The following is a 19031-nucleotide window of genomic DNA, read 5'->3' on the forward strand; positions in this document are numbered from 1 at the left end:
AGGGATATTAAGGGCAGCGTTGTCAGCTTAAAGCGAAGCAACCTGAGTTCACAGAAAGCTGTCCTTACTATTCTTAAAACCTTATGAAATCCCTGTGATGAATTATAATATTCTTTTACCGGTTTTGTAAACCGGACCATTTTATTTTTTACGATGATGAAAGCCACCTGAAAAGGTGGCTTTCTGTATTATTTCAAAACATATCTCCATCAGTAGAAGATATGCTGATAGATTAAATATTATTTAACGATCTGGATCTCAACAGCTGAAAATCCTTTTGGGGACTTTTCTTTTTCGAAAGAAACTTTGTTCCCTTTTTTCACCGGCTCTGCACAGTTGTTATTGTGGAAGAAGATATTCTCTTTGGTATTGTCTTCAGTGATGAAACCATATCCTTTTTCACTCAGGAAAGTAACAATTCCTGTTTTTCTTGGATCTTCTTCAATAATAGGTGCTGCACCCAATTGAATATCATCAAGGTTTACTTCCTGTCTTTGCTCAGGCGGAGTAGAAGTTAATCTTCCGAATTCATCTACATACATGAAGACATCCTCCATGTCCTTTCCTTTGTTGTTGTTCGTTTTACGTTCTTCGCGTCTTAGCGCCTTTTCTTTTTGCTTTTGAATTTTTTTCTTGAAATTTTCCTTTTTAGAAAAAGAATCTGCCATAAATTATTTTTAGTATTTAGTTTCTATAAATTGTATTGATTCAATCTGGTCTTTTGACCTATAAAGCCTGCCGATGTTTCCTGCCTTTGGGTGTCCCAATCATACAGAGCTTTAAAATTCCGACAAGTATTGTTCTTAATAGAAGAATAAAAGTTAAAAAATATGGCTGCTCAAAAAGCAAAGACTGAATAAAAAATATTCCGGTCGTTACAGAAAACAAAGTAGTGACTTGGTTACTAGCATACAAATATACAACAATAAAATGAATAATACGGTTTTAAATGATTGATTATCAGAAATGGTTTTTGGATAAATTCCTGTAAAGGCTTTACTGGCTGATTATAAGAGAAAATAAGCTCTTTTGAATCTTCCATAAAAAATCCCCAGCATGCTGAGGATTATAAAAAAATATATTATAGAATGAAGTGGTGTATAAATACGGGTGGAAAGCATCAAATGTTGTGCCTAAAATGCATTAATTTTCAGAGATCCACAGGGAGTGTTTAATATAATGATATTCACTCAAGCCGTATCTGTCTGGTAAATAGCAGAATGTTTGGAAAAATGTGTTTATATAAATTTAAAAGTTTTTTATCAAGATCGATGAAATAAATATTTCCGGATATCATTTTAACTTTAATACAATTCCCGAAAAATTCACCATGTTGAGATGCTATTTATTATCCATCTTTGCTTTATTAACATTTAAAAATTAAAAATAATGTCAGCACAAGATGTAAATGGAAAAGTTGTTTTAATTGCCGGAGGAGGCAAAAACTTAGGAGGATTGTTAAGCAGGGATTTCGCTGCAAAAGGAGCAAAACTGGCCATACACTACAATAGTGAAAGTTCCAGAGCCGACAGTGAAAAAACACTTGCAGAAGTTCAGGCACTGGGAGCCGAAGCATTTTTATTTCAGGGAGATCTTACCAAAGTAGAGAATATTGCCAGATTCTTTGACGAAACCATTTCCCGTTATGGCGGAATAGACATAGCGATCAACACCGTAGGTATGGTCCTTAAAAAGCCGTTTGCTGAAACTACGGAATCAGAATATGATACCATGTTTAATGTCAACTCGAAATCGGCTTACTTCTTTTTACAGGAAGCAGGTAAAAAAATTAATGATCACGGGAAAATCTGTACAATTGTAACCTCATTACTGGCTGCTTATACAGGATTGTACTCAACGTATGCAGGAGCAAAGGCGCCGGTAGAACATTTTACCAGAGCAGCTTCCAAAGAATTCGGGGCAAGAGGAATTTCCGTTACAGCAGTAGCTCCCGGACCCATGGATACCCCTTTCTTCTATGGCCAGGAAACCGATGATGCAGTAGCTTATCACAAATCAGCATCTGCACTGGGAGGACTTACCGATATCAAAGATATTGCTCCATTGGTAGAGTTTTTAGTAACCGATGGATGGTGGATCACCGGACAGACTATTTTTGCCAACGGAGGGTATACCACAAGATAACCTTTTATGATCCGTTAAAAAAGAAACTCACTGAAAACAACTTTCAGTGAGTTTTTTATGGAATATAAATACCCTTTTCCGATAAGGGTATTTTATATCAATCGTATTATGCAGTTTTCATCTTGCCTTTTTCCAGAATACTTTTGATCATAAAGAATAACCCCAGAAGAACAAAAGGAATACTCAGAAGCTGGCCCATATTCAAAATCATTCCATGCTCAAATTCAACCTGGTCTACCTTGATGAATTCAATCAGAATTCTCATGATGAAAATAAGCAGAATACTGATCCCGAAATAAAATCCCTGTCCGATCCTGAATATATTTTTCCTGTAAATAAAATAAACCAACAGAAAGATCACCAGATAGGAAATTGCTTCATAAAGCTGTGCAGGATGCCTTGGAAGATCATCTACCTGTCTGAATATAAATGCCCATGGAACATCAGTTGGAACTCCTATGATTTCCGAATTCATCAGATTGGCGAGCCTGATAAAAGTACCGCCTAACGGAAGCACAATGGCAATCGCATCCAGAACAGTCATAAACGGGATTGTATATTTTCTGGCATACAGTAAAAGAGCAATCACCAGCCCTATACCGCCGCCGTGGCTTGCCAGTCCTGCAAAACCTGTAAAGTGGTAGGCTCCGTCAGGTCCCTGCTGGATGGGTAAAAAGATTTCAAGCGGATGCTGGGAATAGTAATCAAAATCATAAAAAATACAATGTCCCAGTCTGGCTCCCACCATAATTCCTATCAGAGCATAGGTAAATAAAGCATCGTGAGCTTTTGCGCTCAGTTTTTCTTTTTGATAGATTCGTTTTAAAACATTTAAGGATAAGACCAGTCCTGTAAGAAATAACAGACCGTAGTATTTTAAAGGGATTCCCAGAATATTGGCAATTTCAGGATTGATATCCCAGTTGATGTATAATAAATTCATTGATGTTGTTATCGGATTTTAAAGAGGCAAAGATAAGAAAATAGGATTTTCCGGATAGGAAAGACCGTTTCCGGGACTCTATGATCTGAGTCATAAAGTTTTACAATGATGTTTTCTACTTTTGATACTACACACACCACAAATTTAATACTATGAAATTTATTGTATCACTAGTCTTACTGACGGGCATTTTTGTCGTCAGTTGTACAAAAGAACCACAGCCCCGGCAGACCAATACAGATCCCATCATGGCTTCAGACAGCCTTACTTCAGGTTCTGCACAGATCTCACCGGATTCTGCAGATCAGACGGCTACAGTAGATAGTTCTGCCTACGATGTAGACTCTATTAAAAAGAGCCGCTAAGTCGGTTTTAAACCTATACATTTTCAAACCGAAAATGAGACTGATACTTTCAGAACAGTATCTATATAGCTTCTATTAAAGAAATAAACAGGAGGACATTACATTCATTAATCCATAATACAACAGTTATGGCAGATATTTCATTGTTTAAAGAAACAGGAATCCAGATTACCTTATTGCTGTTGCTCATGATTATTGTAGGTGGGCTGATCATCGTTGTGCTTAAATTTCTATCGGTTTATGCTAAAATATTAAAGCGCAGGGAAGCCAGAGAAGTCCAAAGAAAAATAGAGAATCTTTCTCCCGGAGAAGTGGCAGCTTATGAGCAGAGAGAAAAAGAACTGAATTTTACCGCTCCTGAGAATGATCTTTCAGGAATCCATCCCCCGGAAGATACCAAAGGCGTCATTCAAAATATCAATCTGGTGGAAGAACTCAGAGTGTTTCCTACCAAAAGGAGAACATCCTCCTTCCAGAAGTACATTTCTCCTGAGCTGAGCCGCCTGATCCTTTGTTTTCTGGGAACTGCTATTTTCTGGCTTATCCTGGGAACAAGCTTCGGATTGTATGCGGGGATAAAATTTGTGGTTCCGGATATTGATCATGTGAGCTGGCTGAGCTTTGGGCGGATAAGGCCGGGACATACCAATTCTGTTTTCTGGGGATGGGCCTCCCTGGCGATGATGGGGTTTGCCTACTATGTTATCCCAAGGGTGAGTAATAAGGAAAACTTTAATATCAGACAGGGATATATCTCCCTTATCCTGGTTAATGGTGCAGTACTTGCCGGAACGATATGTTTACTTGCAGGAATCAATAACGGAGGCGGGGAATACCGGGAATATATATGGCCGGTGATGATCACTTTTGGTATCGGAGTAGCACTTTCACTGCATAATTACTTTAAACCTATTGTTCGCAGAAAAACTAAAGAGATCTATTTATCCAACTGGTATATTATATCCGGTACGATGTTTATTTTCATTGTGATTGTTATATCCAATGTTCCCATATGGCAGGATGGAGTAGGAGAAACCATTATACAGGGGTATTATATGCACCAGGCAATAGGCATGTGGTTTATGATGATCAGTCTGGGGCTGATGTATTATTTTCTGCCGCAGCAGCTGAATAAACCCATTTATTCTTACAGCCTGGGGATATTGGCTTTCTGGACCCATACCTTTTTTTATACCCTGATCGGGACCCATCACTTTATTTTCAGTGCCATTCCCTGGAGACTGCAGACCACGGCCATTATAGCCAGTGCGGGAATGCTGATTCCGGTAGTGGCAGGAACGGCCAATTTCCTGCTGACCTTCAACGGAGCCTGGTATCAGCTTAAAACAAGCTATACACTGCCGTTTTATTTCATGGGGATTATATTCTATTTTACAGGATCATTCCAGGGTACCGTGGAAGCATTCAGGTATACCAATCTGCTTTGGCACTTTACGGATTTTACGGTGGCACATTCTCATCTTACCATGTATGGCATCATTACATTTATGCTTTGGGGCTTTTTTTACACATTGGTTCCTAGGCTTACAGGAAAAGAACCTCCAAAACTTTTAGTGGGAATCCATTTCTGGCTGGCCCTGATAGGATTGTTATTCTATGTTATTGCCCTGATGATCGGCGGAACACAGACGGGAATGCTCTGGATTAAGAAAAAACCTTTTATAGAAGGCGTGGTAAATATGGCTCCTTTCTGGTTGTGGAGAGCAATAGGGGGAACTTTAATGTTCGTTTCCCATCTGATTTTTGCATATAATTTTTACTGCATGGTAAGAAATGAGGACAAGGTCAGGATTCCACGGACTCCGGCAGAAATTCTGGCAGCGAAGAAACAACTGGGAAATACAGAGTTTAATACTTAAAGATCAGCACCATGATATTTTTTAATGATCATAGAATTCTTTTCGGCACAGCGCTGTTTCTGTTTGTTTTTCTGACCCTTTATATTGCTATTTTGCCTGCAATGGATAATCAGAGGATCAATAAACCATTGCCGAAGCAATCGAAGATACTCACCAGGGAAGAAAAAGCTGGGAAGATGGTTTTTATTGAGAACGGATGTGTGGCCTGCCATACCCAGCAGGTCAGAAATGTGGAAATGGATAATGTTTTTGGGAAAAGACCAAGCATACCTGCTGATTTTGCCATCAATACCCGTACAGATTTCTGGAGAAATACAGCCAATCTGATGGGAACTGAACGCACAGGGCCGGATCTTACCAATATCGGAGAACGGCAGCCCAGTACAGAATGGCACCTGATTCACCTCTATCAGCCGAGAGCAGCAGTAGAGCAGTCTATCATGCCAGCCTATCCGTGGCTGTTTATCGAAAGAGATTACCTTCAGCCGGGAGATGTGGAGGTAAAAGTACCTGAAAAATTCATCAGAAATAGATCCAAAAAGATTGTTGCAGGACCAAAAGCCCTTCTTCTGGTAGCCTATCTTAAATCTTTAAAACAGACAGATTACACAGATAAATCTATTGTCCCTGCATTTTTATACAAACAGAAAAAAGAGGAAGGAGCAGCAAAAGGTGGTGAAAACTTACCGGATGGAGGTGCTTTGTTTACAGCCAATTGTGCAAGCTGCCATCAGGCTAATGGAGAAGGTGTTCCGGGGGCATTCCCTCCATTGAAGGGAAGCTCTGTAGTGACCGGTGGTGATCTTGAGCTCTATGTTACCATCATTATGAAAGGCTATGATCCGAGACCTGAATTTGCTACCATGCCGGCTGTAGGAACCAATGCCAATTTTACCCCGGAAGATGTAACCGCCATTATGAATCATGAAAGAACAAGCTGGGGTAATAATGCTAAAAAAGTAACAGTAGAAGAAGTAAAAACAATAATGGATAAAATAAAATAACAATGAAAAATTTTTGTAAAAATATCGTCATATTGTATAGCGTGCTTTCTTCAGTATATGCTTTTGCCTGTGATGCGTGTAAACTGCAGCAGCCTGAGGTGACAAAGAATTTTACCCACGGAACCGGACCGGAAAGTAACTGGGACTGGTTTATTGTAGGAGTTGTCATATTGATAACCGTGCTGGCTTTTATATTTTCCGTTAAATATCTGTTTAAACCCGGTGAAAAAGATAAAGCTCATATCAAATACTCAGTTTTCTCAGGTGAAAATTAAAAATCATGACTAAAGATAAAAGCAAAGTTTTTTTGTTCATTGATGAAGATCCGGTTCCTGTAGCAGAGCTGGAAACCCCCATTGTTTTTGATCTTGATACTAAAAAAATGACAGACGGTGAGCACGTTTTAAAAATTGTAAGCCACTCACCATCGGGAAGAGAAGGTATCCGGAAAATACATTTTACAGTGGCTAACGGACCCGCTATACGAATAGAAGGGCTGAAGAACAAAGATATTGTAGACGGAACACTGTCATTGATGATCAACGCTTATGATAAAGGAAACCAAAAGAGTTTCCTGATCAACGGAAGCGAAACCCCGCAAACCATTCCCTTTTGGATATGGATCATCGTTATTGTCTTTGCAGCATGGGCAATCTATTATGAAATAACGAGCTATAATGTTCAGTAGCTTCTGTTGACAATTAACAATTACAAAATAAATATTATGATAAAAAATATTTTCCACAGCCTGACGGACTGGTCAGATTATTTTAAAGGAAGTGCGTTGCTGGGAGCTGCAGGATTAGCCCTGGTACTCATCCGTAATGCGCAAAACAGGGAAACGAAAGCACTTCAATATAAACTTGATGAATTGATTGCTGCAGGTAAAAAAAGCATTACCCCGATGATAGATATCGGTGAACTTACTGTGGAAGAGCTGAATCAGCTTCAGCAGTTTTGTGAAAAGCTGGAACAGCAGCGCAGGAAAAAAATAATAGCTAAAAATGAAGATCCGGAAGATCACGTAACCTATTACCGGTACAAGTAGGCTGTTCTTTGAGAGGTGGGATCGCAATAAATGATGCAATTTAAATTGATTCCAGATCAAACATTTAGTACCTTTAAGCTGGGTTTGATATACATGCCTTACATCATCACAGAATATTTTATTATGCATCATGAGTTGGAAAAGCATTATGTGAACAGAGTAGGCTGGCTTCGGGCAGCGGTATTGGGCGCTAATGACGGATTATTATCTACCACCAGTATTGTCATTGGTGTAGCAGCGGCAGAGCCTGAACGGCATATCATTATCCTGGCTGCCCTGGCTGGAATGATTGCAGGGGCAATGTCTATGGCTGCCGGAGAATACGTATCCGTAAGCTCACAGGAAGATACTGAGAAAGCTGACTTAATGAGGGAAAAACGGGAACTTGAAACCATGCCCGAAATAGAACTCAGAGAATTGGCCAGAGTTTATGAAAACCGGGGCGTAAGTAAAGAAACAGCCATGCAGGTTGCTACAGAACTTACCAAACACAATGCGTTAGAAGCACATGCCCGTGACGAGCTGGGCATCAATGAGATCACTCAGGCAAAACCTCTGCAGGCCGCCATGGCTTCATTCGGATCATTTGCAGTAGGTGCTTTGCTGCCTTTTACCGTGTCTCTTCTGGCCCCAATCCATCAGATGGTATACTTTCAATACGGGTTTTCCATTATATTTTTGATGGTGTTGGGAGCTGTTTCTGCCAGAACAGGAGGTTCACATATGGGAATCGCCATGCTTAGAATCTGTTTCTGGGGAACCGTTGCCATGGGCGTTACTGCACTGGTAGGACATTTTTTCGGAATCAATGTCTCATAAAACTTTACAAAACCACAAAAGTCACTAAAGCTTTTATTTGAAACACATTCGTCCACTTGAGTAAGTTTAAAAAGCTACCTGATAAAAGTTCACATAAAGATGAAAATCAGAAGTTTTAAAAAACTTAGGTGTACTTATTAAACAGAAAATTTGGCACTGGAAAAATTTACGGGTCTAAAACTTTTGTGCCTTTTATGGTTAAAATCATTTACGATTTAATAGAATGTTTTTGCTAATTATTATTTAGAATTAATAAAAATAAATACCTTTGCAGCAAAAATAAACTATGAAGAAGCTACTGTGCTCAATTTCCTTATTACCTGGAATATTCGTTTGGGCACAACAAGAAAAGGACTCATCCGTTCAGTCAAAACACATTGAAGAAGTAATTGTTTCTGGCGTAAAAAAGTACGCAGAAAAAAAATCGGATTATGTTGCAAAAATGCCTCTTAAGAACCTTGAAAACCCACAGGTCTACACCGTTCTTCCCAAAGAACTGATGCAGCAGCAGGTAGCAACGGATCTGCAAAGCTCACTGAATCTGCTTCCCGGAGTAAATAACGTATCCGTGAGCGTTGGAAGTGGAGGAGTAGGACTGGGACTTACCATGCGTGGTTTCAGTTCCAATGCTTCGGCAGGAGCGCTCCGGAATGGTATGGCGACCAACTTTGTTTCATTATCTGACCCTGTTAATCTTGAAGCCATTGAAGTAATCAAAGGGCCTTCCGGAACATTATTCGGCTCTGCTTTACTGGTAGGATACGGTGGTTTTGTGAATAGAGTGACGAAAAAGCCGTTGCATCATTTTAAAGGTGAGGTAGGATATACCGCAGGAAGCTGGAGCAGTAACAGGGTTACAATGGATGTAAGTACACCGCTCAATAAAAATAAAACATTCCTGGCCCGTATAAATGCTGCTTATAATAATGATGGAAGCTTTCAGGATTTCGGAAAATCAAAATCAGTGGCTATAGCTCCTTCATTCTCTTTTAAAGTCAATGACCGGCTGGATATTAATCTTGATTTCGAATATTTTGATATCAGCAGAAATACTACTTATATGGGGCTGATTACCGGGAAAAATATTGTCTTTAAAGATAAAAGTATTAACGATTTTAACCTGGATAAAAAAATCTCTTATGCGAGCGATGAAATTCAGAGTAAAGCTAAAATATTCAATACTTTTGCTACGGCAAACTATAAAATTTCCGATAACTGGACTTCCCAAACCAGCTTTTCCTCTGCAAAAACAGAAAATGATGCCAATTATCTTTTCCTGAATCTATCCAATAAAGGAACAATAAGAAGAGATTATTATCACATTCCAAGTACATTTAACCTGACGGAGATCCAGCAGAATTTTATCGGTAATTTTAATATTACTGAAAAAATTAAAAACAAGATCCTGGTCGGTTTCGATTATACTACCACAAAAACTACTGATAAAAGAGGAGTAATATCTGATATTGATCAGAAGATTTATAAAAATAAATTCGGTAATCTTGACAAATTTGTTCCTGTTACCTTTAATGATGATAAAGCAGCATATATTTCACAGGCTGCCTATCAGGAGATTTTAGCACAGACCGAGTATAGAGGTTACAAGCGTGATTATAGGAATTTCAGTATCTATGTGTCTGACGTTATAAGCTTTTCAGACAGGTTATTTGCTATGGCTTCCCTGAGGTATGATCATTTCAACAGTGTTTCCGATAAGGATATTCAGACGTCATGGTCTCCTAAGCTCGGATTGGTGTATCAGATCGTAAAAGATAAAGTATCCCTTTTCGGAAACTATATGAACGGTTTTAAAAATATTGCACCAAGCAGCTCTTTAGGAGAAGTAAGAACCTATAAGCCGGAACAGGCTAACCAATGGGAAGGAGGGGTGAAATATGAATTGCTTGGCGGTAAACTTTCAGGAACGGTAAGTTATTATGATATTCAGGTGAAAGATAAAGTTCGCAGAGCCCCTACAGAAAAAGATCCTACGCTTACCATTCAGGATGGAACACAAAGAAGCCGTGGTATAGAGATGGATCTTATCACATCACCGTTCCATGGGTTCAATGTTATTTTAGGCTACGGTTATAACGGTAGTGTGTATGAAAAAGCTGCTGCAGATGTAGAGGGAAGAAGGCCGGCAGGACAGGCAAGACACGCCGGTAACTTCTGGCTGAGCTACACCATGCCGTCAGGAAAGTTCACAGGTTTTGGTATCGGGGCAGGAGGAAATGCACAATCTAAATTTTATCTTGTTGACAGCTCTGATGTGATTTCTAAAGGCTATGCAAAATTTGACGCTTCCGTTTTCTATGACCACTCATCCTACAGAATAGCTCTGAAGCTGAATAACTTCACCAATCAGAAATATTATCTGGGTGATTCCTGGACCTATGTTCAGAACCCACGGCAGGTTTTACTATCCTTAAACTACAAATTCTAATAAACTATCAGTAATATAATTGAAGATCAATGAGAGCCGGACTATTATTTATATTATTTTTTACTGCAGGTCTTATCATTAATGCACAGACTGCACAATCAGAAACAATCAGCATCGGAACCAAAATTCCAATGAAATCCGAATTCCTTCATGAAGAGCGTTCCGTTTGGGTATCTCTGCCTGAGGGGTATGATCAGTATACCCAAACAGCATATCCGGTTATTTATGTCCTGGATGCCGAAAATAATTTTAACTATCTTTCTTCCGTATATCATTACTTGAGCAAAGAACCGTTTGGAGTATTGCCTCAGGCTATTCTGGTGGCCATAGCGAATACCAACAGGACGAGAGATCTGACGCCTTCAAAAGCTTCTAAGGATATGAATTTTGCAGGTAAAAAACAGACAATGTTCACTGAAAGCGGAGGGAATGAAACGTTCATGAAATTTATTACCAATGAGTTGTACCCGTACATGGAGAAGAACTATCGTTCAAATGGTTATAAAGTTCTGGTGGGACACTCGTTCGGGGGGCTTACTGCTGTGAATAACCTTTTATCAGAGCCTTTTTTTAATGCTTATATTGCCAATGATCCAAGTCTTTGGTGGGATAATGAGCTAATGGTCAGAAAAGCAGAAAAAACAACTGCAGATTTTAAAAATATTAAATTTTTCCTGGCCCAGGCAAATAATGCCGAAGCAAGAAACGTCAAAGATGATGAGCATGAAATTGCAATAGGCAAGTTTAAGGCACTGCTGGAGAAACAGCAGCTGAAAAATCTGCAATGGAATTATGTCTTTTATCAGAATGATGATCACGGGACTGTGCCGTTGCCCGGCAATAATGACGGATTACGTTTCATATTTAAATCCAATAAATGGAATTTCAGAGAGTCATTAAAAAATCCTGCACTGATTTCACAGCACTATCAGGATATTTCGAAAGACTTGAATCACCCCTTTAAACCTACAGAATTATTTTTCAAAAAGATAATCAATATAGCCAAAGAAAGAGGAACGCCTGATGCTGTAAAAGAACTGGAGAAACTGCAAAAACAATACTATCCCTGATAACTGATGATGAATACAAATAATAAAGCAAAAACGCCCCGGAAAAAAGGAAAATCACTTTTCAGCAGGATCGTGGCCTGGCTGCACCTGTGGCCAAGTATTGTGGCAGGAGTTATTTTAGTGGTGGTATCACTTTCAGGAACAATTATCGTTTACTGTGATGAGATCATGGACTGGAGTGCGGGGGAAGCCAGATTTGTAAGTGTTCCTAAGGATCAGAAAAGAGTCTCTTCAGAGATATTGAAAGCGAACTTCAAGAAGGCCAATCCAGGTTATGATATCTCAGAGTTTGTATTCTTTAAAGATCCCGAAAGAAGTGTTCGTATAAGGGCTTTCAATCCTAAAGGTCCGAAGTTGGCCATGGTATATGCAGATCCTTACTCCGGGAAAATCCTTAAAAAAGATGAATCATTACAGTTTTTCTTTGTGATGGCGCATTTTCATGCTTCATTTCTTGCAGGGAAAACAGGAGGCTGGGTTGTGGCACTTGCGACGATTGTTTTTGTGATCAGTACCATTACAGGACTTATTCTTTGGTGGCCTAAAAAATGGAATAAAACGACCAGGCAGGCAAGCTTTACGATCAAATGGAAGGCCCGTTTTAAGAGGTTTAATTATGACCTTCATAATGTTTATGGCTTTTATTCACTTATTGTTTGCTTTATGTTGGGAATGACAGGGCTCATTATCTTTTTTGAACCCCTGATGGAAACTACAGTGAAAATGACAAACGGCACTACGGAACATATGATGGATACCCTTCCTAAACGGGATTCAGCCAGAACAGCCCTGGATATCGTTCCGTTTGCTTATAAAGTTCTTGATAAAAGCGGAGACAAAGAAGTCAGCATCTGGAATTTTGAAAGAAAAAAGCTGGGAGCCTATATTTTAACTTCAGGAAAAGTAGGACTCAAAAGTATTGAACATGCCTCTGTAAATATCTATGACAGCTATACAGGTCAGGAAATCAGGGTTGCTCAAAAATATCTGCAGCACGAAAAGACAGAAAATATAATATGGCAGCTGCATATGGGGCAATGGTGGGGGCAGTTTGGGAAACTCTCAACTTTCCTGGCAGGAATTATTGCCACTTCATTACCCATCACAGGATTTCTGATCTGGTGGGGCAGAAGAAACAAATCTTCCAAAAAGAAAAAAGAAGTTAAAAGCAAACATAAGCAAAGAGCGTCGGCGCATCATGATCATGCAGTCTGAAATTAAACAAAAAGGTTATCTCTGCTGAGGTAACCTTTTTGTTGCAGCATATTAATATCTGAGTACATAATAAAAGACCGCTTACTTTCTAAAAAGTAAACTTTTGATTTTCAGATGATAAAAAACCTAACGATTGTTAGTCGTAGAAATACTACACTTTTTGAGATTTAGCTCAAAAAATTATCTCCGTATGGTAAATACATCTAAATTTGGTGATATAAGAAATATTAAATCACAAAATATTAACGATTAAATTTACGATCATGGCAGAAAGAAATTCAAGAGGAATTTTAAAATTCAACAACGGTGAAGGGCAAAAGTTATTAAAACTTAACTATAGTGTATCAAGAGCTACAGATGTTTCAGGACGTGTAGCATCTGATCCCTCCAATGCATTAATCAAGATTACAGTAGAAGCTACAGACAAATCAGACATTCTTGAAAGCTTACTGAACGGAAAATACAAGCCGACAGTAGGGGAAGTGGTTTTCAACAAATCTCACGAAGAAGGTACAATGACAACTTTAAAGTGGAAAAACGGATATGTAGTTCAGCACGAAGTAGATTTCAACGCTATAGATGACAACAGTATGTACATCAGTTTTGTAGTAAGTGCTGAAGAAATTGATCTAGGAAATTCTGCTTATTTCGGAGCATGGCCTTCTTAGGAATCTGATCCCTTAGCAAGGAACACATAAAAACAGAATAGTACATCCGTACAGGAGATACTGTTCTGTTTTTTTGTCTCTGATCGTTTTTTATGAGATTAAATAGAAATTCGAAAATTATTTTGTTAATTATTGCGATTTAAAGAATAAAATGTTTAAAATGGATTTTATATTGTAAAAAATTTATAACTTTATATAAAAGGCTGTTTTTGAATATATTTCTAAAAATAAGACCTTACCAAACACCTTACATAATATGAATAAAAATATCTCGAATTCCGAAAAGATTTCGGAGAATCATATTCCTGGAATCAACCGTGTGGTAAAGCTGGATATTGTGATTGAAGGCAAAATGATAAAGCACTTCAAATATTTCCGTCTGCAGCAAAGTGTAAAAAAACATCATGAATTTGAACTTACACTGGCCCATGATACTTTAGGAGGCGCACAAAACCATGACCTGGAGGAAGCTCAGCAGTTTTTAGGAAAACGTTTAACCGTAGTATTTAAATATAAAGATGTAGAGGGAAGCCCGGAAAGAACTTTTGTGGGGGTTATTACAAAAGTAGGCTTCAGCCAGGAAAACCATAGCCTTGGAAATATTGTTTTAAAAGGGCATAGCCCTACCATCTTGCTGGACGGAGCACCTCATACCCAAAGTTTTGGCGGAGAAAAACCCGTTAATATGGGAATCATTGCCACAGATGTGATCAGGCAGGGGATAGAAAACAGTAAATTTGATGTCAGCATAAATGCCAAGGCATCCTCACAGATTCTTTACAGTGCCCAGTATAATGAAACGCATTACAATTATCTCTGCAGAATGGCAGAAGCTTACGGGGAACAGTTCTATTATGATGGTGAAGTTCTGCATTTCGGAAATATGCCTCCACAGAATAAAGCCCTGGAGCTGATCTATGGAAGCAATGTCTCCGATGTGAATGTTGAACTGAAAGCAGTACACATCAAACCCCATTTCTATGGCTACAACAGCAGTTCCAATGCTAAGCTTACTTCAGGGGATACTCCTATAAAACATGTCGGCAATCTGGCAAAAACCGCTTATAAGAATAATGACGGGATATTTAAAACTCCTTCATTACAGGTAGCTCCAATCAAAGCGGCAACTGATATGGACGTAGTCATTTCCCAAACCAGTACGGCAGGAAGTAAGGCTGTAGAAGTGTTTACTGTTTCCGGAGGTACTACCATTCCGTTTTTATATCCGGGATGTGTTGCGGATATCAATATGCGGAAAACAGATACCAATAAAACGTCCTATTTTACCAAACTCATGATGACAGAAGTGCTTCATGAAGTAGATGCTTTGGGACGTTATTCCGGAAGGTTTGAGGCCATTGCTTCTGATACCGGATATATTCCTACACCGGATTTTACCGTTCCTATTGCACAACCGCAGATCGCAACCGTGATTTCAAATACAGACCCTTTGAACCAGGGACGAATTACAGTGAAATTTGACTGGCAGCTGCATGATACCACCAATTTTATACGGATGATGGCCCCAGATGCAGGTGGAACAAACCAGGTTACCCAGAACAGAGGGTATGTTGCCATTCCCGAAGTAGGAGATCAGGTGATGGTAGGTTTTGTTCATAACCATCCGGATCGCCCTTTCGTAATGGGAGGAATGTTCCATGGCGGAACAGGCTTGGGTGGCGGGATCAACAATCATATGAGATCTATACAGACCAAAAGCGGAATCAAAGTACTGATGAATGATGATGAGAAAAGCGTAACGATTCTTGACCCGAGCGGAAATACCTATTTTATGGACGGAGCAGGGAATATTATCGTCACTGCACCAAAGAATATGACCTTTAATGCAGGAGAAAACCTTACCATCAATGTTGGTAAAGATATGAAGACAAGTGTCGGGAATGATAATGCTGTTAATATTAATAACAATCATAGGTTTACTTCCAAAAATTATAAGCAGACCATTAATGAAAATAAAACGATCAATGTAACGGGTGACTTAAAAGAAACTACTTCCACAACCACTCACAATGCAAAGAATGGTGACATCTTATTACAAAGCTCAGGCGTGGCTAAAATGTTAGGGAAAATAGATGCCAAAGTGAATAAAGGATAATGTATGTTGAAAAAGGGACTTATTGCTCTGTTCTTATCTGTAGTTTTCGTCATCCTCACGGGTATCATTACACTAAGTGTGATGGATCTTACAGGATATGGAGACGGTGATTGCGGATGGTTGGCTGTATGGCTCTGCGGTGCTTTTCTGCCTGTATTGTTTTTTCTGCCGTTTATAATAGCAGCTCAGAAGAAGAAAAAAGGGACAGGTGATTTTATATTGTTCGGTATCTATTCAGGTGGTATAGGTTTTATCATCATATCCGTGATCCTGTTGATTATAGTCCCCTGGTTATGCTCTTGAAAACAGAAATTGTTGTGCTAAAACAGAAGTGTAAAAATTAAATTATGTATCGTAATGGGGCATCATTACTTTATAAGATTGTAAGAATGAATAAAATATTAAAATATCTATTAAGCTTTTTATTTTTCACCCAGATGTCGTGTCAGGAAAAAAAAGCTCCTAAAAAAACTGAAACTATGACTAAATATGAATGGACTGAAGGAACTTCTGCTCCTCTGGGATATCCGATGGAAGTATATAAAGGAGGGATAGAATGTGAAGGTGGGGAATGGGTAAGTTTAGGCTTTGGGGTGATACCTGGAAATGGTGCCTGGGGCTCTATCAACCATGGGATGGGAAATGGTTTTAAAAGTCTTCCTTCCCGATTGGATTTTGTATGGATATCTTATATGGAGAACCAGTTTTACATGATTGATACTGCCATTGATACTGCTAAAATTAAAGAATACTTCAGTAAAGGGTATGAAACAAAAGTGACAAATGGAAGTGGTGACACTGAGCACCTAAACTATGATGAAATTGGTGTTGGAATGGCTCCCGGAGGTGTAGTGGTAGTTTGGATAGCCGGTGTCGGAATTCAGAAGGAAATAGGACGTTACCAGGCTAAAAAAGTAACAATTCCTGAATCGGAGATTGCCCGGTTGGATAGCCATGAGAACCGGTTCTGGAGGAAAGATTACCTTGATGATGTATTTAATAACGGTAAGGTTATCCCTGCAGAGGTAAGAGAAAAAAATAAAGGAAAATCTATTCCATTTGGTTTATGGGATAATTATAGAATCCGATACAGCTGGAAACCTGTTTTTGAGCTGCCGGAAAAAGCGAAGCTCAATTCATTAGTTAATGTTAAGATATCTACAATTAATGGAGAAAAAGAACAATTTGATACGGCAAAAAACATATTGGCTGAAAATGAACAAAGAGCCATCCCGGCAAGGATTATTTTTGACTATATAGGAGCAGATCATAAAGTGTACGGTGCTAACTGTGACCTGAATGAAAGCTCACGTTTAGAAGCTTTTAAAGCAGTGTTTGGTGACAATCCTGGTTCAACTAAGGCAGATATTATCATTAAGGTTAATGAGGCTAACAGCTATTTCACAATAAAACTTAGAGGTGAAAATGGTAAAGACGCCTTTATAAAGACTGATAAAGTAGAGGTTTTCTAAAAACAAAACTATGGGAAAAACTTTTGTATACAACACGGGCAATCCTAAAACTCCTCTGGATGAGCTGTATCTGGAATTAGGAGTATTCTTTGATGGTACTCTGAATAATCTGAAAAACAGCGAATTAAGAATGGAGTACAGGGATGGGAAAAATAAAATGAGCAGTACTGATACTGATGATCAGATCAAGGAAAAAGAAAAGGCAATTAAAGAGACAAGAGTCTTACAGGAAAAAGAATATAAAAGACTGGAAAAAAAAGATATGCTGAGTGATTCTGAATATCATCAGTATCTGAAGGGCAGCCATCAGAAATGGTTGGATAAAAAAGGTGTTGATAATAGTTTTAGTAACGATTATACCAATGTCGCCAGAATGTATAAATGTTGTCAACAGACAACGTATGGAGTGTATGTGGAAGGAATCGGAACACTGGATAATAACAGGGATGTGGATGATGGATTTCAATATGGATCCGGTAAAACCGGAGTGCGGGGAAAAGTGAGGAAAGGATGTGAAATGGCCGCTGACCGCATTAAAAAACTTATTGCTGAGACCAATGGTAAAATAAAATTAATGAAAATTACCATTGATACTTTTGGGTTTAGCCGTGGAGCTGCTGCAGCAAGAAATTTTGCCTACGAAATCAATGGAAATAAAAGACCCAAAGATGTCGAGATCAGAAAAACGAGAAAAATAATAGGATATACTCAGGTCAATTCACCTTATGGTCCGGCAGCAATTCCTGAATATGGAGATATCTGGATAGATAAAGATAATACTGAAGTAGATCCGAAATATATCAAAGATGGTAAACTTCCAAAATTTGGTTTTTTGGGATATTATCTTTTAAGTAAAAAAGTTTTATCTGAGCAACAGCTTGAAGACTTAGATCTTGATGTTCGCTTTATCGGGGTGTATGATACGGTATCTTCTTATGAGGAATTTGGAGATATGGGAGGCCTCAGACGTGTAGGATGGGAAGGGATGAAGCATTCTGCTTTAGGACCTAAATACAATTTCGGAGATGATGTAGAGCAGTTACAGCTCAAAAATCCGGGGCCTTACTTTAAGGCTGTTCATTTTACGGCAGCCAATGAGCATCGTGAAAATTTTTCATTAACGAAATTTCCGGGAAGTATTGAAAAAGAATTTCCCGGAGTACACTGCGATATTGGCGGTGCTTATGAGAACGGAACAGAGAAAGTGGATGAAATAGAAACTTCCAATCATAAACCCGTCTGGTTCCTTAATAAACGCAGACAGCAACTGATTGATGAATATTGGTTTGATGATGAGCAGATCGAAATCAATAATAGCTTCCTGAATGTCCTTACCTTGGGAGGTGTATACCGTAAAATAACCGGAACACGGTTTCTAAGGAAAGAATACAGCTATATCCCTCTGCATTTTATGGAAGAACATGGTGAAAATCTGTACGATCATCAGTTAATGACGAAAACAGAGACCGCTTTTTCCATAGAAAATGATCAATATCTGCCTCACGCAAAAGATCTTTTACATGGCTATGTGTTTGAGAATGATGGTAAATGGGATTTCAAATCAGATGAACAGGTTGAAAAAGAAAAACAGGAGAAAGCATTACAAAGGCTGTTACATCCTGAGCCCGTACAGGAACCTGATCCGCAGGAACCTCCTGAAGAGAAGCTGGATGAAAACGGGAATAAAATGAAAACGACAACATTGGAAGAAGTGACGGTTACCGCTTATCATCCGCAAAAATTATTACGGATTATGCGTAAGAAATACCTTCACTGGTCGGCCAACAGAGACTGGATGGGAATGGATCCCAACAATGATTATCAAAGAAGAATATATTAA

18 protein-coding genes are annotated in these 19031 nt (G+C 38.8%); 16 read left to right on the plus strand and 2 right to left on the minus strand.

Translation table 11 applies throughout. From position 1 onward, the window contains the following. Positions 1-239: 239 nt before the first annotated feature. Positions 240-668: a cold shock domain-containing protein gene (locus ACTJJF_RS15045; protein ID WP_065396973.1), complete on the minus strand. Its 429-nt coding sequence runs from the start codon at positions 666-668 to the stop codon at positions 240-242. A 721-nt stretch (positions 669-1389) separates the two neighbouring features. On the opposite strand from ACTJJF_RS15045, the gene ACTJJF_RS15050 reads away from it, so the two are divergent. Further along, positions 1390-2145 carry an SDR family oxidoreductase gene (locus ACTJJF_RS15050; RefSeq protein ID WP_312298000.1) on the plus strand — a complete coding sequence of 252 codons (756 nt, stop codon included), beginning with the start codon at positions 1390-1392 and terminating at the stop codon, positions 2143-2145. 106 nt (positions 2146-2251) lie between these two features. Here ACTJJF_RS15050 and lgt read toward each other — a convergent pair whose 3' ends face one another. Further along, positions 2252-3088, minus strand: a complete 837-nt coding sequence (gene lgt / locus ACTJJF_RS15055; protein ID WP_440700160.1) for a prolipoprotein diacylglyceryl transferase — start codon at positions 3086-3088, stop codon at positions 2252-2254. A 152-nt stretch (positions 3089-3240) separates the two neighbouring features. Here lgt and ACTJJF_RS15060 point away from each other — a divergent pair, with 152 nt between their 5' ends. From ACTJJF_RS15060 to ACTJJF_RS15130, 15 genes are all read left to right on the plus strand, one after another. Continuing rightward, positions 3241-3453 (plus strand): hypothetical protein, encoded by a 213-nt coding sequence (locus ACTJJF_RS15060; protein WP_312297996.1) that lies wholly within the window; start codon positions 3241-3243, stop codon positions 3451-3453. A gap of 128 nt (positions 3454-3581) precedes the next feature. Beyond that, positions 3582-5333, plus strand: a complete 1752-nt coding sequence (locus tag ACTJJF_RS15065) for a cbb3-type cytochrome c oxidase subunit I (protein WP_440700161.1) — start codon at positions 3582-3584, stop codon at positions 5331-5333. Positions 5334-5344: 11 nt separating this feature from the next. Next, positions 5345-6337: a cytochrome c gene (locus tag ACTJJF_RS15070; protein ID WP_440700162.1), complete on the plus strand. Its 993-nt coding sequence runs from the start codon at positions 5345-5347 to the stop codon at positions 6335-6337. A gap of 2 nt (positions 6338-6339) precedes the next feature. Further along, positions 6340-6612 (plus strand): hypothetical protein, encoded by a 273-nt coding sequence (locus tag ACTJJF_RS15075; RefSeq protein ID WP_312297993.1) that lies wholly within the window; start codon positions 6340-6342, stop codon positions 6610-6612. A 5-nt stretch (positions 6613-6617) separates the two neighbouring features. After that, positions 6618-7025, plus strand: a complete 408-nt coding sequence (locus ACTJJF_RS15080; RefSeq protein WP_312297992.1) for a cytochrome C — start codon at positions 6618-6620, stop codon at positions 7023-7025. Positions 7026-7061: 36 nt separating this feature from the next. After that, complete coding sequence (locus ACTJJF_RS15085) at positions 7062-7385, plus strand: low affinity iron permease family protein (RefSeq protein WP_312297991.1); 324 nt, start codon at positions 7062-7064, stop codon at positions 7383-7385. 123 nt (positions 7386-7508) lie between these two features. Beyond that, a complete protein-coding gene (locus ACTJJF_RS15090; protein WP_440700467.1) occupies positions 7509-8204 on the plus strand; it encodes a VIT1/CCC1 transporter family protein in 696 nt (231 codons plus the stop codon). 286 nt (positions 8205-8490) lie between these two features. Continuing rightward, positions 8491-10650, plus strand: a complete 2160-nt coding sequence (locus ACTJJF_RS15095; RefSeq protein WP_440700163.1) for a TonB-dependent siderophore receptor — start codon at positions 8491-8493, stop codon at positions 10648-10650. 29 nt (positions 10651-10679) lie between these two features. Beyond that, on the plus strand, positions 10680-11720 hold the full coding sequence (locus ACTJJF_RS15100) for an alpha/beta hydrolase (RefSeq protein WP_440700164.1): 1041 nt from the start codon (positions 10680-10682) through the stop codon (positions 11718-11720). A gap of 6 nt (positions 11721-11726) precedes the next feature. Beyond that, positions 11727-12935 (plus strand): PepSY-associated TM helix domain-containing protein, encoded by a 1209-nt coding sequence (locus tag ACTJJF_RS15105; RefSeq protein ID WP_440700165.1) that lies wholly within the window; start codon positions 11727-11729, stop codon positions 12933-12935. Between the two features lie 263 nt (positions 12936-13198). After that, complete coding sequence (gene tssD / locus ACTJJF_RS15110; RefSeq protein WP_065396992.1) at positions 13199-13603, plus strand: type VI secretion system tube protein TssD; 405 nt, start codon at positions 13199-13201, stop codon at positions 13601-13603. A 256-nt stretch (positions 13604-13859) separates the two neighbouring features. Beyond that, positions 13860-15719, plus strand: a complete 1860-nt coding sequence (locus tag ACTJJF_RS15115) for a type VI secretion system Vgr family protein (protein WP_440700166.1) — start codon at positions 13860-13862, stop codon at positions 15717-15719. A 3-nt stretch (positions 15720-15722) separates the two neighbouring features. Then, complete coding sequence (locus tag ACTJJF_RS15120) at positions 15723-16022, plus strand: hypothetical protein (protein ID WP_440700167.1); 300 nt, start codon at positions 15723-15725, stop codon at positions 16020-16022. Between the two features lie 134 nt (positions 16023-16156). Continuing rightward, positions 16157-17191: a DUF2931 family protein gene (locus tag ACTJJF_RS15125; RefSeq protein WP_440700468.1), complete on the plus strand. Its 1035-nt coding sequence runs from the start codon at positions 16157-16159 to the stop codon at positions 17189-17191. A 10-nt stretch (positions 17192-17201) separates the two neighbouring features. Then, positions 17202-19031, plus strand: coding sequence for a phospholipase effector Tle1 domain-containing protein (locus tag ACTJJF_RS15130; RefSeq protein ID WP_440700168.1), 1830 nt, complete (start codon positions 17202-17204; stop codon positions 19029-19031).

It is taken from the genome of Chryseobacterium sp. 22458, assembly GCF_052044975.1.
Taxonomy (GTDB): Bacteria; Bacteroidota; Bacteroidia; order Flavobacteriales; family Weeksellaceae; genus Chryseobacterium.